Genomic DNA, 18,488 nt, shown 5'->3' on the forward strand with positions numbered 1-18,488 from the left:
TTAATCGGCCAAACTGACCAGTTTGGCCAACTCAACAGCGCGGTTGGCGTAACCCCATTCGTTGTCGTACCAGGCATAGATCTTCACTTGAGTGCCATTGATCACCATCGTCGACAGCGCATCGATGATCGATGAGCGCGGGTCGGTGCGGTAGTCGATGGACACCAGTGGGCGTACTTCATAGCCGAGGATATTTTTCAGTGGGCCTTCTGCCGCCGCCTTGAGCAACGCATTAACCTCGTCCACCGAGGTGGCGCGCTCCACTTCGAACACGCAATCGGTGAGCGAGGCGTTGGCCAGCGGCACGCGCACCGCGTGACCATTCAGGCGGCCACGTAGTTCGGGGAAGATTTCCGCAATGGCGGTGGCAGAGCCGGTGCTGGTCGGAATGAGGCTCATGCCTGAAGCGCGGGCGCGGCGCAGATCCTTGTGCGGCTGATCGAGGATGCTCTGGGTGTTGGTCAGGTCGTGGATGGTGGTGATCGAGCCGTGGCGGATGCCCAGGTTCTCGTGGATCACTTTGACCACTGGTGCCAGACAGTTGGTGGTGCAGGAGGCCGCCGTGACAATACGGTGCTGCGCCGGGTCGAACAGGTGCTGGTTAACGCCCATCACCACGTTCAAGGCCCCTTGCTCCTTGACCGGCGCACAGACCACCACACGCTTAACGCCCTGATCCAGGTAGGCCTGCAACACCGCCACAGTCTTCATCTTGCCGCTGGCTTCGATCACCAGATCGCAACCCGACCAGTCGGTGTCGCCAATCGCTTTGTTCGCGGTGACCTTGATGCGCTTACCGCCAATCACTACATGATCGCCTTCGGCGCTGGCTTCGCTGTGCCAACGGCCATGCACAGAGTCGAAGTTGATCAGGTGTGCATGGGTTGCTGCATCGCCTGCAGGATCGTTGATCTGCACGAACTCGAACTCTGGCCAACTCCAAGCGGCTCGTAGAGCGAGGCGACCGATCCGACCAAATCCATTAATGCCAACTTTGATAGTCATGTTGTTGTGCTCTGTATCTGTCGTCAGTGGGAGTTCGACTGGGTGTCGAACTGGCCGATATATTCAATGTGGGTTGGATGCTGAATGGCGCGTGGACGCAACGACTGAACATCGCGGATGGCATCGCTGAATGGCACACCGCTCTCAATCAACAGCTGCGCCGCGATCAAGCCAGTACGGCCCGAGCCACCCTTACAATGGATGGCAATGGTTTTCCCTTCGTTCAGCAGTTGCTTAAGTCGTGAATGGTGCTGTTCCCATGCGTTTTTGAATGCTTCGCCAGGAGCTTGATCATCGTCCACTGGCAGGTGAAACCACTCGATGCCGAGCATTTGGCACTCTTCGGGCAGCAGGTCGATCTCGTTCTGAAGTAACTCCTCAGTCGGCATCAGTGTCAGCAACGCCGATGCACCTGCATTCTTAAGCGTTTGCAGCGCCTCGAAAGGTAGGGTGCCCTTCGTGCCGGGGCACGGGGTAAAGATCAATTGGCCACTGAACTGTGCCAGGGGCAGTACGGAATATGGGTGTTGTTGCACGGCGAAATATCCTCAGATGGAGCGCTGATTAACACGTTTCATGAGTTCTTCCGCCGATTCCTTGCGTTCGGAATAGCGGTCGACCAGATAGTCCTGGCGGTCGCGAAGCAGTAGTGTGAATTTCACCAACTCTTCCATTACGTCCACGACACGGTCGTAGAAGGGAGAAGGTTTCATCCGACCGTTATCGTCGAACTCCAGGTAGGCCTTCGGCACCGAGGACTGGTTGGGAATAGTGAACATACGCATCCAGCGACCCAGCACACGCAGCTGGTTGACCACGTTGAAGGATTGCGAGCCACCACAGACCTGCATCACCGCCAGCGTCTTACCCTGGGTTGGGCGCACCGCGCCCATGGTCAACGGAATCCAGTCGATCTGCGCCTTGAACACTGCGCTCATCGAACCGTGGCGCTCGGGGGAGCACCAGACTTGACCTTCTGACCAGAGCACCAGTTCGCGTAGCTCCTGCACTTTGGGGTGGCTGTCCGGCACATCATCTGGCAACGGCAGCTCAGATGGATTGAAAATGCGTGTTTCTGCGCCGAAGTGCTGCAGCAGGCGCGCAGCTTCTTCAGTCAGCAGGCGGCTGAACGAACGCTCGCGAGTCGAACCGTAGAGCAGCAGGATGCGCGGCTTGTGGGTGGCCGACAACGTACTGCCAAGCTTATCGAGTGTCGGCAGATCAACCAGTTCGGCATCGAGGTTGGGGATCAGTTCTTCAGTCATAGATTTATTCCTGTGTGAGGGCGCCTTTGGGTTGATCGAACCAGCGGCGTTTCAGCCAGAGGGCCACGCCAACCAGGGAGATCAGCACCGGCACTTCCACCAGTGGGCCAATCACCGTGGCGAAGGCCACCGGTGAGGCGAGACCGAAAGTCGCGATGGCCACGGCTATGGCCAGCTCGAAGTTGTTGCTGGCAGCGGTAAAGGCCAGCGCGGTAGTGCGTGGATAGTCAGCGCGGAGCAGCTTGCCCATCCAAAAGCTGATGAAGAACATCACCACGAAGTAGATAGTCAGCGGGATAGCGATACGCAGCACATCCAACGGAAGCTGCAACACCATGTCGCCCTTGAGACTGAACATCGCCACGATGGTCAGGAGCAGCGCGACCAGCGTCAGGGGGCTGATACGCGGAATGAAGCGTTGGCTGTACCAAGTCTCACCTTTGCGGCTGATGAGGATCTTGCGCGTAAGGAAACCAGCCAGGAATGGGATGCCCAGGTAGATCAGCACGGACTCGGCGATGCTGACAAAGTTGGTGTCAATTACGCTGCCCTGTAGACCGAACAATGGCGGCAGCAGACCAAGGAAGATCCATGCGTACACACTGAAGAACAGGATCTGGAAGATGCTGTTGAAGGCAACCAACCCAGCGACGTATTGGTTGTTGCCGCCCGCGATCTGATTCCACACCAGCACCATGGCGATGCAGCGAGCTAGGCCGATGAGGATCAGGCCGGTCATGTACTCCGGCTTGTCGGCGAGAAACACGATGGCCAGTACGAACATCAGCACTGGGCCAATCACCCAGTTCTGGATCAGCGACAGCGCGAGAATACGCTTGTCCTTGAACACCTCGTGGAGTTCTTCGTATTTCACCTTGGCTAGCGGCGGATACATCATCACGATCAGGCCGATGGCAATCGGGATATTGGTCGAACCCACCGAAAGGCTATTAAGCCAGGCCGGTAGTCCCTCGAACAGATTGCCCAAGCTGACACCAATCGCCATGGCGAGAAAGATCCAGACCGTCAGATAGCGATCCAAAAAAGAAAGACGGCTTTTACTCATCGTCATGTCTCCAGTGTCAGAGGGTGCCGATCAGGGCCAGCTCGGCCTTGAGTTGTTCGGCACTTAACCGCTTGAGCGGTAAAGCCAGGAAGGCTTCGATTCGGGTTCTGATCTGTTCCAGAGTGGCTTCGAAAGCCGCCTCGATCTCTTCTTGAGTCCCTTGATATTCCGAAGGGTCTGCCAAGCCCCAATGGGCCTTGGTGGCCGGCCCGAAAAACACCGGGTAGGCTTCGCCGGCAGCCTTGTCACACACCGTGATGACGAAATCAGGCGCCAGGTTCTCGTAAACATCGCTGGACTTGCTATAGAGCCCTGCGGGCGAGATCTCAGCCTTATCCAACGTTTTCAGACTCAGCGGGTGCACTTCACCCTTCGGCTGGCTGCCGGCGCTGTAGGCGTGCATATCCGTCGGAGCCAAATGATTGAACATGGCTTCGCAAAGAATGCTGCGGCAGCTGTTTGCGGTGCACAGAAACAGAATCTTCATCAGGCTATCTCGTAAAGACCGAGCGCTGCTCGGGCAGGCGTTAACTCAGCAGCAAGCGGCTAGGCGCTGAGGTCGATCACCCATCACGTCGAGGCGTTTGGCGTCGGGACTGAGCCAATGCTGGTTGGCGTCAAGAGTGGTTTTCAGTACGGTCATCACCCAGTCGTGCAGACTCGGATGCAGGCGGTAATACACCCACTGGCCTTGCCGACGATCCTCCAGCAAACCGCAATTGCGCAGTTGCGCCAGGTGGCGGGAAACCTTCGGCTGGCTCTCATCGAGTGCGCAGGTCAGTTCGCAAACGCACAGCTCTTCCTCACGGGTGATGAGCAACATAATGCGTATGCGAGTTTCGTCGGCCAAGCATTTGAATACGGTGGTCGGTGTCAGATGGTCAGCCATAGGGGTCTCAACGTTTGTTTTTCACCAACACGAACATCTTGATGCGTTCATGGATCTCGTGAAGGGTGTGACGAAATGCATCATGTTTGGTGCTAGTGACCGGGTCTTCAAAGTTCCAGGCCAGCACCTCTCCGGCGCCTGGAAGGGAATGACATTCCAGAGACGATTTATCGCACAGCGTGATGACGTAATCGAAACGCTCTCCCGCAAACTCATCGATAGACTTGCTGTGCAACCCTTCGGTACTTACACCCAGGTGCTGAAGTGATCCCAAGGTGCGGGGATCAATCTCGCCGGGCGCAGTACCTGCACTGAAGGCTTCGAATTGCTCTGAATCAGTGTGGCGCAGCAGCGCTTCAGCAAGCTGCGAGCGGGCAGCATTAGCCACACAAACAAACAGCACGCGGGTCTTATCGGTCATCGCCAAGTCTCGAATTGGATATGGTTTTACGAATATACGATTTTCCGAATATTCAGTAAAGCAGCAAGACCGGTGACTCCACAAAATTGCCAATTTCAGACCAGAGACGCCCATAAGCCTCAGCCTGATCGCATTCACTGGGTTGTCTCCGGCTATTTAACATCTGATTACTCGCATATCCGTATTTGGTAATTAATCTGTCATCGTTGTCGCGTTAGGCTCTCCCGCACCGCAACCTCAAACATGAGCCTTGCGCTGAACAAACTGACCCTGCCTATTCTCGGCTGAAGGGGCAACGCCATCCTTCAAACGGGACTTTACATGTGCATCAACATGCACATATATTCTCGGTATGAACGTCACCACCAACCGATCACAAGCTATTGAGTCTGCCATTGAGTCTCTCGATGGTGCATTTTTCAAAGCCCTCTGCGAGCCGCCAAGAGTCGCGGTGCTAAAGCGCGTGATGCAATTGGGCCGAGCAGATGTGACCGCGATTGCGGCGGATCTACCCCAGGAGCGTTCGGTGGTATCTCGTCATCTTCAGGTGCTGCTGGATGCCGGGATCGTGCGCGCCACTAAGGTGGGACGTCAGATGTTCTATGAGGTGGACGGCCCAGCCATCGTCAAGCGACTGGAGGACATCCTCCATCACATCAAGAGCACTGCTTTATTGTGCTGCCCAGGTGGGTTTCGCTGATTTTTTCTTACCTTAAAATGTGTATAGGTGCGCACACATGAACGCAATAGATCACCCATTCGATGTTGTTGTAGTAGGCGCAGGGCAGGCAGGACTGGCCTGTGGCTGGCATTTGAAACAGCAGGGACTCGATTTCCTGATCCTGGATGAACAGCAGCAACCAGGTGGCAACTGGCGTAATTACTACGACAGCCTCGAACTGTTCTCTCCGGCAGCCTACTCCTCTCTACCGGGACTGCCGTTTCCTGGAGAACCGGGGCACTACCCCTCCCGCGATGAAGTAGTGCGCTACCTGGAGCAGTACGCCAGCTTCTTCCAGTTGCCGATTCTTTCGGGGATACAGGTCATAAAGGTGGATCAGGAAGCTGGGGGGTTCCAGATAGTGGCTGCCAATGGGCAGCGCTTCTTTACCAGGGCGCTGATCGTGGCATCGGGGGCATTCAGTCGTCCCTATACACCGGACATTCCTGGGCTCGAAAGCTTCCAAGGTGTTCGCCTTCACAGTGCCGAGTATCGGAATGTGGAAATGCTCCGTGGTCAACGCATCGTAGTGATTGGAGCGGCGAACTCGGCGGTGCAGATTGCTTACGAGCTAGCCAAGGTGGCCGAGGTCACGCTTGCCACGCGCGAGGCGATTCGATTCTTTCCGCAGAAGCTGCTCGGCGCAGATTTCCACGCCTGGCTGAAATGGACAGGCCTGGAAAGAACCCGCTGGCTCAATGACCAGAGCACTCCGGTACTGGATGACGGTACTTACAAAAAGGCACTGAAGTCAGGACTTTTCAACCAGCGGTCGATGTTCGGGCAAGTAAACCCAACCGGAGTTGTTTGGACGGATGGTCACCACGAAGCCGTTGATTGCCTAATCTTCGCCACTGGTTTCCGCCCAAATATTTCCTTTCTAGAAGACCTCGCGGTGACGGATGATCGAGGGCGATTAATGCAGCGCGATGGACGAGCACTGCACATCCCAGGCCTGTACTTTATGGGGTTACCAAAGCAGCGCAATTTCGCCTCAGCAACTCTCAGAGGTGTAGGGCCTGACGCTGAAGTCATCCTTCCACATTTGCTACGCCATCTGCGCATCACGGGTAAAAAAATGTTGATAGTCGCGCAGCGATGAGCAACTAAAGCAATGATGCACGCCTACCTGGTCGGCGCCACATCCTTAGCCTTATCCGCAACGGTGCAACAACTTGATTCGCAGCAACCAGGGCTTGCCGCTCGGTCGCAGCACTCAGAATCATCGAACTGCGTGCTACACACACCTGTCTCTGGCAAGACCAATTCAACTCGCTTGGCCGCATCCCAATCACCGGCCAGCGCCGCTACCACCGAACGCACCTGTTCATAGCCTGTCAGGAGGAGGAAGGTCGGGGCGCGGCCATAGCTCTTCATTCCTACGATGAAGATCCCTTCATCAGGATGAGCCAGCTCGACGGCACCATGTGGACGAACAGTGCCGCAACTATGCTCATTCGGATCAATCAGCGGAGCAAGATGAATGGGGCTTTGAGTCGCTGAATCTAGCGCCAAGCGCAGTTCGGCAAGTAGTCCCAATTCAGGTCGGAAACCCGTTGCGACCACGATTTCATCCGCAACCGGGAGAGCATGGCCGTCCGCCTCGACAACGATGCCATTGATAGATGCACTAACCTTGTCGATGGCGATGTCAGTGAACAGCTCAATGGCCCCATCGTTCAACAGTTGGCGAACCCTCTGTCCTAACTTTCCTCGTTCCTCCAGCTTGTCGTTTGCCCCACCACCCAATATGCGATCCAAAGATGCGCCACGAATCACCCAATAGATCTTCGTGCGGGGCTCCTGCTGGGCAAGCCGAGTCAAATCTTGCAAGACATTGAACGCCGAATGGCCGCTGCCAACCACCATGACTCGCCGATTTGCATAGCGTTGCCGCTCACTATGAAGCACTTCGGGAATGCCGTAAGCGATGCGATCAGCCAGGCCCTTCTCGCCCAAGGCAGGAATACCATGTGCCCCCATCCAATTTGGCGAGCGGAACGTACCGGATGCATCTATGACTGCACTGGCGAGCACATCCTTTTCGCCCTCTTGTGTCCTGACCCGTAGCAGAAATGATGCGGCTGCACGGTTCTTCGTCTTCATGACGTCCTGGCCGAACCGAGTCACCGCCAGGACTTCGGTGTTCAGGCACAGGTACCTATTCACGGATGGCAGCGCTGCAAGTGGATATACGTACTCATCCAGCAGTTCACGTCCGGTGGGATAAACGTCTTCAGCGGGCGCCACCCATCCTTGGGCCGTGAGCAGCGTGGCAGCCTGCTTGTCGACGTTGAACCCCCATGGAGAGAACATCCGCACGTGTGCCCAGTTTTCGATGCTTGCCCCGGCACTGGGCCCTGCCTCGAAGATCAAGGGAGTCAGCCCTCTCGCGATGAGGTGGCAGGCAGCAGCCAACCCTACGGGGCCGGCGCCAATGATGGCGACAGGAAGTTTACTGTCCATGACTGACTCCTCGCTTCAGTGCGGCTGATTAGCAGGGATTAGATGCTCGACGATTACACAATCAAGCCACCGACCTTCAAGGCATGCATGTTTTTCGTACACACCCACCTCCCGAAACCCACACGAACGGCACAACGCCAAACTGGCCGCATTAAAGGTAAAGATGCGCGACAGCACCTTCCAAAAACCTCGGGCTTGGGCCTCATCCAGTAGCGCTTGAAGCAGAACTTTTCCTAGCCCCTGGCCTCGAACACCCCGATCCAGATAGATCGAAAAATCTGCGATACCGTCGTAGCAGGCGCGAGAACGATAGCTACTCAATCCTGCCCACGCGACCACTTCATCCGCATCGTTGACCATAACCAGGGTCGGATAGCGCTCCATCAAGGAGATGCGCTCAAGCATGTCATTTGGATTACGCGGCGCTGTCTCGAATGTAGAGCTTCTCTCTTCAATACCCTGGTTGTAGATGCCAGCTATCGACGCAGCGTCCCTGACTTCAGCAAATCGAATATGCATGCTTGAATCCATCCAGTTGGTAGTAACAACATTTCTAATAAAAAAGGGGCTTCCCCCTCATTTCACATCGGGCACTGACGGGCAGCAGCCACTGACCAGACCACAGCGAATCTCAGTCGCTCGAGTGATTTGTTTCAGCAAGCTCAACGCGCCTTGCCGCGCTTCGGGTGACAACTGTTCGATCATTGCCCGCTCTTCAGCGATCAGGTCAGCGCGGATCTTCTGGTAAAGCTCATGACCAGATTCAGTAACCTCAACCTGCACTGCACGACGATCCTCACTGTCCTCCACCCGCGACACATAACCCTTGCGCTCAAGCGTATCGACCACCCGGCTTGCAGTGCTTTTATCCAGAAACATCTCTTCTGCCAGCGCTTGCAGGCGGAGTCGGCCCATTTTGACCAGAGTCTCGATGGCATAGCATTGCGTGACCGAAACGTCGTAGCAGCAGATGCGATCCCGGTCGCGGAACTGATACACCCGGACGAGCTGGTTCAAGGCTTCGTATAGATCTTCGGAATCCTGAGTCAGCTGGTCTTTTTTTCGCTTTGCCATGGCCATCACAAATTAGTTGTTAGGTGCAACGATAATCTTGGTTTCAGGAAACGGTCAACCACTTCTTCATTTTGGTTGACGATGCTGTACCGGCCTCGCTAATTTGTTGCATCTAACAACTAAAATAGGCTCGCACCTTGTGAGTTATCCAATCAGCAGACAGGGCACAGTCAATCGAGTTGGGCTGGTCTGGGCGATGGGCATCGCACAGATACTCGCCTGGAGTACAACGTATTACTTGCCCGCAGTCCTCGCGACGCCGATTGCACGAGAGATGGGATGGTCGATTACCAGCACCGTGGCCGGACTTTCATGGGGTTTGTTGGTTGCAGGGGCTTGCTCTCCCATGGTTGGGAGGCAGATAGATCGGCACGGTGGCCGCCCCGTCCTGGCAACCAGTTCGATATTGATGGCACTGGGGCTGCTGCTGATGGGTGTGGCTAGCAACCTGGTCATCTACTACGTGGCCTGGACATTCATTGGCGCCGCCATGGCTGCCGGCCTGTATGACGCCGCATTCTCGACTCTTGGACGTCTATTTGGGGACAGCGCGCGCACTTCGATGACCGGACTCACTCTTCTGGGTGGGTTCGCCAGCACTTTGGGCTGGCCACTGATCGCTGGCCTAGAACATCAGATTGGCTGGAGATATAGCTGCGTCACGTTAGCCGCAGCTCATCTGGTCGTAGGATTACCGATTCATCTCTTGTTGATTCCAAAGAGTGAGTGCATCCCTAGCAGGGCGGCAGTTCCTACACACGCCTCTTCCGCCGCCACCGCCCATGACACAAAATCGGGTAATCGCCTCTTTCTGCTATTGGCAGCGCTACTGACACTCCAGTCGCTGGTGATCTCTTCAATTTCTGTCCATTTGCTTGATGTGCTGAAACTGCTCGGCATCGCTACAGCCACCGCACTGGCCATCGGCATGATGATAGGGCCATCTCAAGTCGTAGCCCGGCTTGCAGAGTTCTCCCTTGGGCGAAACTTGCATCCGACCACATCTGCCAAGGCGGCGATATTGCTAAGCGGGATAGGAATCGGGCTGCTGATACCGGCTATTCCATGGCTGGCATTCATTGCGATGGCGCTATACGGCGCTGGAAATGGGATTCTGACCATCGCCCGTGGGACATTACCACTGACTCTTTTTGGGCAAGATGGCTACGGTACTCGCATGGGCTTATTGGCCCGCCCAATGCTGGTCGCACAAGCAGTAGGCCCTGTAGCAGCGGCTGTGATTCTGGACAAACTAGGCTCAACACCTTTGCTCGTTGTGATGTGCACTCTAGCGACGGCAAGCCTTATCGCGAGCTTCGGTCTTCCTTCGAAATAGATGGTTGACTCCAGAGAAGGCCACGATCACATCGCAGTGCCCGGTATGGAAACTTCTCACAACCATCTAATTACCTGGTTAGGCGACTCGCTGAAGTACCTGGGTCGAAAAAATCTATTGGTTACCCGAGCTACCAGGCCACTCGGGACAGGTCGAGGCCAAGCTGAGCATGAATAGGAGTGAAATGGCCTGCTTGGGCCGGAGTACGGCATTCGATCTACATTCCCAGCTCAGCCTCAAGCCGGGCCCCCTTCAAACTGGGCGGAAGCTTTCCGACCGGCATGGCCTGCAATAACCCATGTGCAAGATGCTCGGCGTGAGCGGAGTAAATCGCGATCCTGCCTGACTCAACCGGCCTGTAAGGCACAACCGCGCCTACAGCGATTTGAGCAATTCTCAGTAAATTCAGCACGTCACCGCCAACGTGGTCGCTGTCCAGGTACTCGACAGTTGGACGAGCTGCAGTCCGGGTACTAGCCCAGATTTCGATCACAAATTGATGGAGACCTATGGGGCCAAAGTGTTCCAAAGCAGTCTTCCACAGCAATCCTTCCTGTGACATTTTCAGCCGGGTGCTGGTCATTTAGAGGTCATTCGGAAATCACGGATGTTCGGGTGTGGTTGTTTTCAGATATCTGCGAACGGTAGTTTTCGACAGCCCCAATGCTTCCGAAATCTCGGCCACGGATACTCCTTCGTTGTTCAGACGATTAGCCTCTGCAGCCTTGTCCGCCGCCCCGGATCGAGGTGGTCGGCCAGGTGGTAGCTTCCCAGCACGTGACAACGACTCCATCTCAGAATCGACGCCATCTCTTTTAATCTTATTCAACTGCTTGTTTAGACGCTTCAGCCCTTCCCGGAATGGTTCATTGGACTGCAGAGAGGTCGCCATGAGGATCAACGAAGCCGCCTCTACCTCCAGTAGCGCTGCTAGCCGAATGAGGACGTCAATCGTGATGTTTACTTCCCCACGCTCTATCTGGCCCCAGTAGGAACGGTCGATGCTGATCAGGTTTTCTTGAGATAGGCCTTTTCTTCTACGCACGGCGCGTACCACTACAGCTAGTGCTTCTGCCGCCTCCATGACTTTTCCTCAAGTAAATCGAGGATAAAGCCATATTGCGACGCACCATAACACGGGCTATGATCCGTATTGAGGCGCGAACCGAGTTCTAAGGTCGGCCCTCCATGATTCAGATCGTCGCAAATAGCGCAACGCAGCACGCGTGCGGGAGGCCTATCCGCACGACGGCGAACGGCAACAAACAGGATTGAATTGTCAATTTCCTGGTTATTAATCAAAGGACACCCTATGGCTAGCGTCGAAGAACCCGACTTTATGAAAGGGCCACGGACGCCTCTTGAAGGCCTGTCGAGCAGCTCAGAAGCACGAGCGCTGGTGAGCCAACGCTTCCCCGGAAAGCCGTACTGCTTGATCACGGACTGGACAATATTTCGCATCGAAGTCACTCCCGACGAACTCTCCAAGGTTCATGCAGCGGGCCAGCTCCCGATGATCGTGTTTGCTCACAACGTGGCCGAGGACAGCCAAGGCCGTTTCGAGCGGGGGGACTGGGTTCGCTCAAGCATGTGCACCAGTTTTAACGACGGTGCTGTGTTCGAAACCAGAAACACCGTTTACGTCTTGATTGGCCTTGGTCATGAACAGCCCGCAAGCCTGAAGGACGTTTTTTCCATCTTCTAACCTGCGCTCCGTATCAGAGCCCCCTTGAGACCCAAGGACATACGATGTTTAGAACACACGACGACGACATGCTCGGCCTACCGGGCATGTTTGGGGAAGGTCAATGTCAATGGCATCAGGTATCTAGATTGCTTCGTACTCACTGGTATCACGTCACAGTCCAAGCCAAGCACCAAGGCCGCATCACCGAGGCGGCTCTGATGGTCGACAGCGAACCTCGGCTCCAACAGATGCTAATAGCGCAGGATGCCGAGACCATCATCACAGAGGTGCAAGTAGTCACTCCCGCCTACATGAATGGCACAGAAGGTTGGCGCATGGAGACACTGACCAAAGTAACGCTTGGTGAGGACGAGAACGAGTCCTTCGTCTGCCTACTGGAAGTGGAGACTGGCTCCAAGTACCACAGCTCTCACCAAGCTGGGTTCAGAAGCGAATTGCTGACCAATCTAAGCCCGATTTTCCACGCGGATATGATTCGCAACGCCTGAAATTTACGAAGACGTCTGCACGGCATCAGCGTGGATGATCCCGTGTCGGACTCCTGGTCACGCCATACAGGCTGCCAAAGGAGCGCAATTTATGCTGAACACTGTAGATGTAAACTTTCACGGAAAACGTCATACAGATTTCGATCTCACACGAATCATCAAGGCCCAGGCGCAAGGCTTTGATGAACCGGTAACCGCCTATCTATGTGGAGCATTCATCAGGGCTCGCGCTGGCATTGGCGTAGTTTTTGGTCACAACCGAAAAGACCAGTACGGTCGGTTCGGCGATGGCCATCTGATCCGGACTTCAGACGTGATTAAAGCGGAACGCGAGGGACGATTTTGGGTGCTGACCACAGTGAACTCTCGGTACGTGCTCGCTACGTTCCAGCGCGACAATGGACGTGCGAGCCTGCGTGAGTTTCTGCGGCTTTCACAGGGGATGCACCATTTCACCCCGCGAGTGATGCAGTAATGGTCGTGTTTTTCTTCGCCATGGGTGAAGCTTCCTGAGTAACTCCAAGGTGGCGTCATGATCGTCAAGGCAGGCGAAATCATCTGCATAGCCTCGGGCATTTTCGAAGGGTACGACCGCGCCGGGCCATTTTTCGCTACGCAGGACTTCGACCTAGATTCATTCGTTACAGAGGTAATGAAGCCGCTGACCGAGAGATGGGAGGTGTCGAGCTTTTTATCGGAAATACCAAGGATGCTTTTCGAATGCGGATTCATCACCAAGCTACCTTGTCGGAACATTCACTTGGGAGCGATGGGCGAAGTCGACATTCGGGAAGAGCAGGATGACCTTTAATGGCGACGCTTCAAGCATCTGACTAAAGCGTCATGATGGTAGCGATAGAGCTGAGATGGTTCGCACTACGCCAGTGATTTTGAGAACGCTGAAAAAGCAGGTGATTTCAGCGGATGCATCGGCCTCCAGGCTAAGGCGGCTCAGGACTATCAGACGCTGGCAGGGTTGGTTGCGCGTCGTCAATTGCTGGGATAATCGGCGACTACTTGATCGGTACCCGTTAGGGTCTGACCTATGACCTGATACGGCTGTTTGGTTTGGCCGTACTCCATTCCAGGCGAACCAGCGGGCATACCCGGCACCGCAACTCCGACGAGGTCGGGGTGGTTCTTCAGGTCGAGAATCTGTGCTACCGGTACATGGCCTTCGACAAATTTTCCGTCAATCATCGCGGTATGACAGGAGGCCAAGCGCGGAGCGACGCCGAGGCGCTGTTTGACTTCGCTCATGTTGGGCTCGACATGGTCGCGCACGCTGAAGCCATTAACTTCAAGATACTTTATCCAGTCCTTGCAGCAGCCGCAGTTAGGATCGCGGTAAACGTCGATGACTTCAGCGGCTTGTGCCGCTCCGGTCATGAGTAGTGTCGTGAACGCAGCAATTCGCAGACTGGCATTCATGGGAGTTCTCCTGTTTATAAATAATGCTTACCGACAGCAGCAACCGCCGCCGTTCCCGCCACAACCGGAGGATTTCTTACTTTCTACGCTTTCCACTGTCGCCAGCTGTGCTGGATAGCCCGCGTTCTCCAGGGCTGCAAGCAGCGCATGGCTGTCCGAATCGCCGCTGACCTTCACCTGTCCGGCTTGTAAATCCACCGCTACGTCACTCACGCCTTCAACTGGGCGCAGCGCTTCGGTGACATGTTTGACACATGAACCACAGCTCATGCCTTGGACTCGCAGTTCAACAGTTTTCATTGATGACTCCTCACAACAAAGTTGATCATGGAAAGACTGACGCATGAGGCTTTTCTGCGGCGTTGGCTTATCCTCAACCTTGCTGCCATGGCAAGGTCAAGCGGTCGTTTTCACTCAATCAATGGAAGCCTGGCGCAGACGCAAGGCGTTGAATACTACCGACGCCGAGCTCACGCTCATGGCCAGTGCGGCAATGAGCGGTGACAGAAGGTGACCGGTAAGTGGAAAGAACAAGCCGGCAGCCAGTGGGATACCCATGGCGTTGTAAAGGAAGGCGAAGGTCAGGTTCTGGTGCATATTTCTCACCGTTGCGACTGACAGGCTGCGAGCCCGCAGGATACCGAGCAGATCCCCCTTGACCAGGGTGACCTGAGCGCTGTTCATCGCCACGTCAGTGCCAGTGCCCATGGCGATACCTACATCAGCGCGAGCCAGTGCGGGGGCATCATTAATGCCGTCGCCGGCCATCGCCACCCGGTGTCCGGCTTGTTGCAGAGATGCCACCAGACGTTCTTTATCTTGCGGTTTGACCTCGCCGTGAACCTCCTCGATGCCCAATTGGCGAGCTACCGAGCGAGCAGTCGTAAGGCCATCGCCAGTGGCCATGATGACCTTGACGCCATCCGCCTGCAGACGCTCGACGGCCAGCTTCGTGGTGGGTTTGATGGGGTCGGCAACAGCCAGCAAACCCGCCAGGGCGCCATCGACTGCCAGGTACATGATGCTCGTACCGTCGCCGCGTAGCTTCTCGGCATGTGCTTGTAAGCTCTCTGTGGAAACGCCGGCCTCCTGCATCAACGCGGTATTGCCTAGCATCAGGCGGCGACCCTCGACCTGACCGCTTACACCAATACCTGAGGCTGACTCGAAGGTTTCAGGTGTCACCAGTTTCAGCCCTGTGGCACGAGCCTGCTCCACGATGGCGTGGGCCAATGGATGCTCACTGCCCTGATCGAGACTTGCGGCCAGGCGCAACACTTCATCCTGACTAAATCCGGGTACCGCCTCGACGCTATGGAACGCTGGTCGACCTTCAGTGAGGGTGCCAGTTTTGTCGACTATCAAGATGTCTATCTTGCGCAGGTTTTCGATGGCGGCGGCATCGCGAAACAATACGCCGCTGCCAGCAGCCTTGCCGGTGGCAACCATGACTGACATCGGTGTCGCTAGGCCAAGGGCACAGGGACAGGCGATGATCATGACCGCGACAGCGTTGATCAGTCCGAACACCCAACTTGGCTCGGGCCCCCACAGCCCCCAGCCGAGTAGAGTCAGCGCGGCGATAGCAATCACAACGATCACGAAGTAACTGGCAATCACGTCTGCCAGCCGTTGCATCGGCGCTTTTGAGCGTTGTGCCTGCACAACCATCTGCACAATCTGTGCGAGCAGGGTCGCCGACCCTATCTTCTGCGCCTGCATCACCAGACTGCCGTGGATGTTGAGAGTGGCGCCAATCAGCGCGTCGCCGGCTCTCTTCATGATCGGTATCGGTTCGCCGGTGAGCATCGACTCATCTACAGCGCTTTCGCCTTGCAACACCTGACCGTCGACAGGCACTTTTTCGCCCGGTCGCACACGTAACGTGTCGCCGCTGTGTACGTGTGTCAGAGGGATGTTTTCTTCCGTGCCATCGGCATTGATCCGTCGGGCAGTTTTGGGTGCCAGTCCAAGCAGCGACTTGATGGCAGCCGAGGTTTGCGAGCGAGCCTTGAGTTCAAGCATCTGGCCGAGAAGGGTCAGTGAGATGATCACAGCCGCCGCTTCGAAGTACACACCGATGCGGCCCTCCATCATGAAGTTGTTGGGGAATACATCGGGGGTCAGGGTGGCCACGACGCTGTAAAGGAAGGCCGCCGCCGTGCCGAGGCCGATCAGCGTCCACATGTTCGGACTTCGCTGAATCACCGAACGCACACCACGCACATAAAACGGCCAGCCAGCCCACAGCACGACGGGTGTAGCCAATCCCAGCTCGACCCAATTTTGCGTGGTGCCATGGAACAGCTCCAGGGCATGGCCACCCATAGCCAGCACGGTTACGATCACTGTCAGTGGCAATGTCCACCAGAAGCGCCGGGTGAAGTCCTTGAGTTCTAAGTTCTCTTCTTCCTCCAATTCGGGAATCACCGGCTCTAAGGTCATGCCGCACTTAGGGCAGACGCCGGGGCCGATCTGGCGAATTTCCGGATGCATGGGACATGTGTATTCAGCGGCGCCCGTTACCGGTTCTACTGTTCTCTGATGGACTGGTTCGATTTTCAGTTGAGATATTCGATAACGCTCGGGCGCGGCCCTGAAGGTCGTTTGGCATTTCTGGCTGCAGAACCGGTAGTTTTGCCCCTCATACTCCGTGCTGAACTGGCTGTCGTTACTGACGGTCATACCACATACCGGATCATGGGAGCCGGTGGGTTGAGGTTCAGACTTCTGTATTAAGTCGTGCTCTTGACGAAGCTCAGGGGTGTGCATGAGCTAACTCCTGTTCGCATCCTTGGTTGAGGCTGAGGTGTCGTCGTGATGGCTGTGACCACCGTGGTGGTGCCCGAAAAAATGCATCAGCGGGCACAACAGCAAAATCATGTAAGGCAGTAAGCCCAGCATATGGCCGTAGTGTTCTCTTGCCAGATAGAACAGCACGATCACCAGCAGCATGCCCAGCGCTATGCCGGGTTTGCTCCTCCAAAATGTTGGAGAGGTGTTAGCGGAATGTGGTGAATTCATCATGGTTCTGTACTCCTGAGGGAGCGCTGTTAAGTGATACGTTGTAAAGGTGCAACGGGCGGCAGTTTTACCCTTGGCATATTGGCTAAAGTAAAACCGTCGCTGCGTTGCCTACAGGCTTGTGCGCGTCACTTGCTCATCGGCATGTTCATCATGCTCGTTTGCTGATCCATCATCTTCATCATCATGTTCATCATTCCCATCTCCATGCCGTCTTTGTTGCCGTCCATACCCATGCCCATGCCATGACAGTTCTTATGCATCATGGCCATGCTGTCCTTCATCGTCTTCATGCTCTCCTGCATGGCGGCGTGTCGCTCGGCTGGGGTCTTGGCGGCGGCTGCCTTGTCGTGTGCAGCCTGCATTTTTTGCATTTGCTCGGTCATGACATTGTTTTGCATCGGCGTAGCTGCTTCGCTTGTCTGGGCGGGCTCGGTCTGCCCCTCCGGGTGATGCTCATCGACTGCCGAGGCGATAAGTGGGCTGCTCACGAGCAGGATGGCGAGGATAAATTTCAATGTGGCATGCATGGCAATCTCCAAAGGGTCAGGACAACTCAGGTAATACCAAGCCGCGCCAGGTTGGCGCAGTCAGACAGTGCGCCGAAGATCGGCGCGCAGAAGGTCGGATTAATCGTTGAAACGGACGAAAATCAGGCGGGCAGGCGGTCTGGCTGGTACAGGGCGCCGTAATGCAAGAAAGGCAAAAGCGGAGGGGTTGGCGGGATACAAAATCAGCAACGCAGGGAGCAGGAGCAGAAACGTCCAACTGAACAGATCAAATATTTGAAGATGGAGCGAAGGACTTACAGTTATCGCCGTATCGGCGCAGTGCTGAAGGCAACCGAGGGCATGGGTGTCGTGGCTATCGTGATCTTGCGCGGTGTTCAGCGAGACATGAGTTGTAGCCGGATTGTGGCTGGGCTGTACCAGACATCCCTGGGTCGCTGCCAAACCAAACGCTAACACCCACAGCACGATGGCGAGGCGTATGAACGTTGGTTGACGATGGCGAAACCAGAACATGGAGAATCTCCGGTACTGATTAGCGGATTTTGATTTTTCAACATACGCCACATTGAAGTGCCACGGTTGATCTACATCAATTTATGCAGCCAGCTGTCGGTTCTGTGGTGCGGTCAAATTTTATGACGCCCGTCGATCTTTCAGATGTTGAGTTTCTCCGTGTGCTGTCAAAAGTGTAATCACCGGCTAAGCGTGCTGACAGGTGCGTCCCCTCATCATCCTCATCGAGCTGACGCTCAAACTCTCTGGTTTCATCGAGAGTCAATTCCTTGAAGGAGATGCACTATGAAAGCAACCAACGTTGTGATTCTTACACTCAGTTTGGCTATATCGTCCCTGGCCTTTGCCGAAGGTGGCGGCGACCGTGCGGTTGAGCGCATGGAACGAGCTCGCGAGACGGCAATGACCACCACAAAACCCGTCCCACAATCGCAAGTGCAAGTGCAAGTGCAAGTGCAAGAGGATATTGCACAGGAAAAGCCCACGGCTGAAGAGCAGAAGCATCAATGCTGAGTCGCCCAGCTTACGGAAATGTAATCACCCCGTTTGCTGGCTTATGGCATCTTCCA

26 protein-coding genes are annotated in these 18,488 nt (G+C 55.5%); 8 read left to right on the forward strand and 18 right to left on the reverse strand.

Annotated elements, in window-relative coordinates; all coding sequences use genetic code 11:
* From KGB24_RS03930 to KGB24_RS03960, 7 genes are read right to left on the reverse strand one after another with little or no spacing between them, the layout of a single operon-like run.
* Complete coding sequence (locus tag KGB24_RS03930) at nucleotides 1–1,005, reverse strand: ArsJ-associated glyceraldehyde-3-phosphate dehydrogenase (protein WP_223414746.1); 1,005 nt, start codon at nucleotides 1,003–1,005, stop codon at nucleotides 1–3.
* 23 nt (nucleotides 1,006–1,028) lie between these two features.
* Nucleotides 1,029–1,541, reverse strand: coding sequence for a tyrosine-protein phosphatase (locus KGB24_RS03935; RefSeq protein ID WP_046819797.1), 513 nt, complete (start codon nucleotides 1,539–1,541; stop codon nucleotides 1,029–1,031).
* A gap of 12 nt (nucleotides 1,542–1,553) precedes the next feature.
* The gene (arsH, locus tag KGB24_RS03940; protein ID WP_046819798.1) at nucleotides 1,554–2,270 is read right to left on the reverse strand and encodes an arsenical resistance protein ArsH; all 717 of its coding nucleotides are present in this window, start codon (nucleotides 2,268–2,270) and stop codon (nucleotides 1,554–1,556) included.
* Nucleotides 2,271–2,274: 4 nt separating this feature from the next.
* Complete coding sequence (arsB, locus tag KGB24_RS03945) at nucleotides 2,275–3,336, reverse strand: ACR3 family arsenite efflux transporter (protein WP_223414745.1); 1,062 nt, start codon at nucleotides 3,334–3,336, stop codon at nucleotides 2,275–2,277.
* Nucleotides 3,337–3,352: 16 nt separating this feature from the next.
* Nucleotides 3,353–3,823 carry an arsenate reductase ArsC gene (locus tag KGB24_RS03950; protein WP_223414744.1) on the reverse strand — a complete coding sequence of 157 codons (471 nt, stop codon included), beginning with the start codon at nucleotides 3,821–3,823 and terminating at the stop codon, nucleotides 3,353–3,355.
* A 45-nt stretch (nucleotides 3,824–3,868) separates the two neighbouring features.
* Nucleotides 3,869–4,225, reverse strand: coding sequence for a metalloregulator ArsR/SmtB family transcription factor (locus KGB24_RS03955; RefSeq protein WP_223414742.1), 357 nt, complete (start codon nucleotides 4,223–4,225; stop codon nucleotides 3,869–3,871).
* A gap of 7 nt (nucleotides 4,226–4,232) precedes the next feature.
* Nucleotides 4,233–4,646: an arsenate reductase ArsC gene (locus KGB24_RS03960; RefSeq protein ID WP_223414741.1), complete on the reverse strand. Its 414-nt coding sequence runs from the start codon at nucleotides 4,644–4,646 to the stop codon at nucleotides 4,233–4,235.
* 352 nt (nucleotides 4,647–4,998) lie between these two features.
* On the opposite strand from KGB24_RS03960, the gene KGB24_RS03965 reads away from it, so the two are divergent.
* A complete protein-coding gene (locus KGB24_RS03965; protein WP_223414739.1) occupies nucleotides 4,999–5,346 on the forward strand; it encodes an ArsR/SmtB family transcription factor in 348 nt (115 codons plus the stop codon).
* A 37-nt stretch (nucleotides 5,347–5,383) separates the two neighbouring features.
* Nucleotides 5,384–6,469, forward strand: coding sequence for a flavin-containing monooxygenase (locus KGB24_RS03970; protein ID WP_223414737.1), 1,086 nt, complete (start codon nucleotides 5,384–5,386; stop codon nucleotides 6,467–6,469).
* 23 nt (nucleotides 6,470–6,492) lie between these two features.
* On the opposite strand, the gene KGB24_RS03975 is transcribed toward KGB24_RS03970, so the two are convergent.
* Genes KGB24_RS03975 through KGB24_RS03985 form a run of 3 tightly spaced genes read right to left on the reverse strand, consistent with a single transcriptional unit; the run spans nucleotide 6,493 to nucleotide 8,907 of the window.
* On the reverse strand, nucleotides 6,493–7,833 hold the full coding sequence (locus KGB24_RS03975; RefSeq protein WP_223414735.1) for an FAD-dependent oxidoreductase: 1,341 nt from the start codon (nucleotides 7,831–7,833) through the stop codon (nucleotides 6,493–6,495).
* A gap of 15 nt (nucleotides 7,834–7,848) precedes the next feature.
* Nucleotides 7,849–8,352 (reverse strand): arsinothricin resistance N-acetyltransferase ArsN1 family A, encoded by a 504-nt coding sequence (locus tag KGB24_RS03980; RefSeq protein ID WP_223414733.1) that lies wholly within the window; start codon nucleotides 8,350–8,352, stop codon nucleotides 7,849–7,851.
* A gap of 57 nt (nucleotides 8,353–8,409) precedes the next feature.
* Nucleotides 8,410–8,907 (reverse strand): MarR family winged helix-turn-helix transcriptional regulator, encoded by a 498-nt coding sequence (locus tag KGB24_RS03985; RefSeq protein ID WP_223414731.1) that lies wholly within the window; start codon nucleotides 8,905–8,907, stop codon nucleotides 8,410–8,412.
* A 196-nt stretch (nucleotides 8,908–9,103) separates the two neighbouring features.
* Between KGB24_RS03985 and KGB24_RS03990 the strand changes: the two genes are divergently transcribed.
* The gene (locus tag KGB24_RS03990) at nucleotides 9,104–10,243 is read left to right on the forward strand and encodes an MFS transporter (RefSeq protein ID WP_223414729.1); all 1,140 of its coding nucleotides are present in this window, start codon (nucleotides 9,104–9,106) and stop codon (nucleotides 10,241–10,243) included.
* Nucleotides 10,244–10,460: 217 nt separating this feature from the next.
* Here the strand turns inward: KGB24_RS03990 and KGB24_RS03995 are convergent, their stop codons facing one another.
* Together KGB24_RS03995 and KGB24_RS04000 are read right to left on the reverse strand one after the other, a co-directional pair.
* Nucleotides 10,461–10,826 (reverse strand): hypothetical protein, encoded by a 366-nt coding sequence (locus tag KGB24_RS03995; protein ID WP_223414728.1) that lies wholly within the window; start codon nucleotides 10,824–10,826, stop codon nucleotides 10,461–10,463.
* 18 nt (nucleotides 10,827–10,844) lie between these two features.
* A complete protein-coding gene (locus tag KGB24_RS04000; protein ID WP_200667644.1) occupies nucleotides 10,845–11,327 on the reverse strand; it encodes a helix-turn-helix domain-containing protein in 483 nt (160 codons plus the stop codon).
* A 228-nt stretch (nucleotides 11,328–11,555) separates the two neighbouring features.
* Here KGB24_RS04000 and KGB24_RS04005 point away from each other — a divergent pair, with 228 nt between their 5' ends.
* From KGB24_RS04005 to KGB24_RS04020, 4 genes are all read left to right on the forward strand, one after another.
* A complete protein-coding gene (locus KGB24_RS04005; RefSeq protein ID WP_223414726.1) occupies nucleotides 11,556–11,948 on the forward strand; it encodes a DUF6957 family protein in 393 nt (130 codons plus the stop codon).
* Between the two features lie 44 nt (nucleotides 11,949–11,992).
* Complete coding sequence (locus KGB24_RS04010; protein WP_223414724.1) at nucleotides 11,993–12,439, forward strand: hypothetical protein; 447 nt, start codon at nucleotides 11,993–11,995, stop codon at nucleotides 12,437–12,439.
* Nucleotides 12,440–12,530: 91 nt separating this feature from the next.
* Nucleotides 12,531–12,914 carry a hypothetical protein gene (locus KGB24_RS04015; RefSeq protein ID WP_223414722.1) on the forward strand — a complete coding sequence of 128 codons (384 nt, stop codon included), beginning with the start codon at nucleotides 12,531–12,533 and terminating at the stop codon, nucleotides 12,912–12,914.
* A 57-nt stretch (nucleotides 12,915–12,971) separates the two neighbouring features.
* Nucleotides 12,972–13,250 carry a hypothetical protein gene (locus KGB24_RS04020; protein ID WP_223414721.1) on the forward strand — a complete coding sequence of 93 codons (279 nt, stop codon included), beginning with the start codon at nucleotides 12,972–12,974 and terminating at the stop codon, nucleotides 13,248–13,250.
* Between the two features lie 179 nt (nucleotides 13,251–13,429).
* On the opposite strand, the gene KGB24_RS04025 is transcribed toward KGB24_RS04020, so the two are convergent.
* The 6 genes from KGB24_RS04025 to KGB24_RS04050 form a co-directional block, all read right to left on the reverse strand.
* Entirely contained in the window at nucleotides 13,430–13,870 is a 441-nt protein-coding gene (locus KGB24_RS04025) for a DUF411 domain-containing protein (RefSeq protein ID WP_223414719.1), read from the reverse strand.
* Between the two features lie 27 nt (nucleotides 13,871–13,897).
* Entirely contained in the window at nucleotides 13,898–14,170 is a 273-nt protein-coding gene (locus KGB24_RS04030) for a heavy-metal-associated domain-containing protein (protein WP_223414717.1), read from the reverse strand.
* 114 nt (nucleotides 14,171–14,284) lie between these two features.
* Complete coding sequence (locus tag KGB24_RS04035) at nucleotides 14,285–16,555, reverse strand: heavy metal translocating P-type ATPase (RefSeq protein ID WP_223414716.1); 2,271 nt, start codon at nucleotides 16,553–16,555, stop codon at nucleotides 14,285–14,287.
* 90 nt (nucleotides 16,556–16,645) lie between these two features.
* Nucleotides 16,646–16,897 carry a DUF2933 domain-containing protein gene (locus KGB24_RS04040; protein ID WP_223414714.1) on the reverse strand — a complete coding sequence of 84 codons (252 nt, stop codon included), beginning with the start codon at nucleotides 16,895–16,897 and terminating at the stop codon, nucleotides 16,646–16,648.
* 125 nt (nucleotides 16,898–17,022) lie between these two features.
* Nucleotides 17,023–17,424, reverse strand: coding sequence for a hypothetical protein (locus tag KGB24_RS04045; RefSeq protein ID WP_223414713.1), 402 nt, complete (start codon nucleotides 17,422–17,424; stop codon nucleotides 17,023–17,025).
* A 99-nt stretch (nucleotides 17,425–17,523) separates the two neighbouring features.
* A complete protein-coding gene (locus KGB24_RS04050; protein ID WP_223414711.1) occupies nucleotides 17,524–17,919 on the reverse strand; it encodes a hypothetical protein in 396 nt (131 codons plus the stop codon).
* Nucleotides 17,920–18,204: 285 nt separating this feature from the next.
* On the opposite strand from KGB24_RS04050, the gene KGB24_RS04055 reads away from it, so the two are divergent.
* Nucleotides 18,205–18,432 carry a co-regulatory protein PtrA N-terminal domain-containing protein gene (locus tag KGB24_RS04055; RefSeq protein ID WP_223414710.1) on the forward strand — a complete coding sequence of 76 codons (228 nt, stop codon included), beginning with the start codon at nucleotides 18,205–18,207 and terminating at the stop codon, nucleotides 18,430–18,432.
* Nucleotides 18,433–18,488 lie beyond the last annotated feature (56 nt).

Source organism: Pseudomonas sp. BF-RE-25 (genome assembly GCF_019956105.1).
In the GTDB taxonomy this organism is placed as follows: Bacteria; Pseudomonadota; Gammaproteobacteria; order Pseudomonadales; family Pseudomonadaceae; genus Aquipseudomonas; species Aquipseudomonas migulae.

Coding starts and splice junctions, on each gene's coding strand:
- KGB24_RS04030 (WP_223414717.1), bottom strand. CDS start 14,170: ATGAAAACTGTTGAACTGCGAGTCCAAGGCATGAGCTGTGGTTCATGT.
- KGB24_RS03960 (WP_223414741.1), bottom strand. CDS start 4,646: ATGACCGATAAGACCCGCGTGCTGTTTGTTTGTGTGGCTAATGCTGCC.
- KGB24_RS04040 (WP_223414714.1), bottom strand. CDS start 16,897: ATGATGAATTCACCACATTCCGCTAACACCTCTCCAACATTTTGGAGG.
- arsH (WP_046819798.1), bottom strand. CDS start 2,270: ATGACTGAAGAACTGATCCCCAACCTCGATGCCGAACTGGTTGATCTG.
- KGB24_RS03970 (WP_223414737.1), top strand. CDS start 5,384: ATGAACGCAATAGATCACCCATTCGATGTTGTTGTAGTAGGCGCAGGG.
- KGB24_RS03930 (WP_223414746.1), bottom strand. CDS start 1,005: ATGACTATCAAAGTTGGCATTAATGGATTTGGTCGGATCGGTCGCCTC.
- KGB24_RS03965 (WP_223414739.1), top strand. CDS start 4,999: ATGAACGTCACCACCAACCGATCACAAGCTATTGAGTCTGCCATTGAG.
- KGB24_RS04015 (WP_223414722.1), top strand. CDS start 12,531: ATGCTGAACACTGTAGATGTAAACTTTCACGGAAAACGTCATACAGAT.
- KGB24_RS04035 (WP_223414716.1), bottom strand. CDS start 16,555: ATGACCGTCAGTAACGACAGCCAGTTCAGCACGGAGTATGAGGGGCAA.
- KGB24_RS04050 (WP_223414711.1), bottom strand. CDS start 17,919: ATGTTCTGGTTTCGCCATCGTCAACCAACGTTCATACGCCTCGCCATC.
- KGB24_RS03990 (WP_223414729.1), top strand. CDS start 9,104: ATGGGCATCGCACAGATACTCGCCTGGAGTACAACGTATTACTTGCCC.
- KGB24_RS04000 (WP_200667644.1), bottom strand. CDS start 11,327: ATGGAGGCGGCAGAAGCACTAGCTGTAGTGGTACGCGCCGTGCGTAGA.
- arsB (WP_223414745.1), bottom strand. CDS start 3,336: ATGAGTAAAAGCCGTCTTTCTTTTTTGGATCGCTATCTGACGGTCTGG.
- KGB24_RS04020 (WP_223414721.1), top strand. CDS start 12,972: ATGATCGTCAAGGCAGGCGAAATCATCTGCATAGCCTCGGGCATTTTC.
- KGB24_RS03955 (WP_223414742.1), bottom strand. CDS start 4,225: ATGGCTGACCATCTGACACCGACCACCGTATTCAAATGCTTGGCCGAC.
- KGB24_RS04025 (WP_223414719.1), bottom strand. CDS start 13,870: ATGAATGCCAGTCTGCGAATTGCTGCGTTCACGACACTACTCATGACC.
- KGB24_RS04010 (WP_223414724.1), top strand. CDS start 11,993: ATGTTTAGAACACACGACGACGACATGCTCGGCCTACCGGGCATGTTT.
- KGB24_RS04005 (WP_223414726.1), top strand. CDS start 11,556: ATGGCTAGCGTCGAAGAACCCGACTTTATGAAAGGGCCACGGACGCCT.
- KGB24_RS03980 (WP_223414733.1), bottom strand. CDS start 8,352: ATGCATATTCGATTTGCTGAAGTCAGGGACGCTGCGTCGATAGCTGGC.
- KGB24_RS03950 (WP_223414744.1), bottom strand. CDS start 3,823: ATGAAGATTCTGTTTCTGTGCACCGCAAACAGCTGCCGCAGCATTCTT.
- KGB24_RS03985 (WP_223414731.1), bottom strand. CDS start 8,907: ATGGCAAAGCGAAAAAAAGACCAGCTGACTCAGGATTCCGAAGATCTA.
- KGB24_RS03975 (WP_223414735.1), bottom strand. CDS start 7,833: ATGGACAGTAAACTTCCTGTCGCCATCATTGGCGCCGGCCCCGTAGGG.
- KGB24_RS04045 (WP_223414713.1), bottom strand. CDS start 17,424: ATGCATGCCACATTGAAATTTATCCTCGCCATCCTGCTCGTGAGCAGC.
- KGB24_RS03995 (WP_223414728.1), bottom strand. CDS start 10,826: ATGACCAGCACCCGGCTGAAAATGTCACAGGAAGGATTGCTGTGGAAG.
- KGB24_RS04055 (WP_223414710.1), top strand. CDS start 18,205: ATGAAAGCAACCAACGTTGTGATTCTTACACTCAGTTTGGCTATATCG.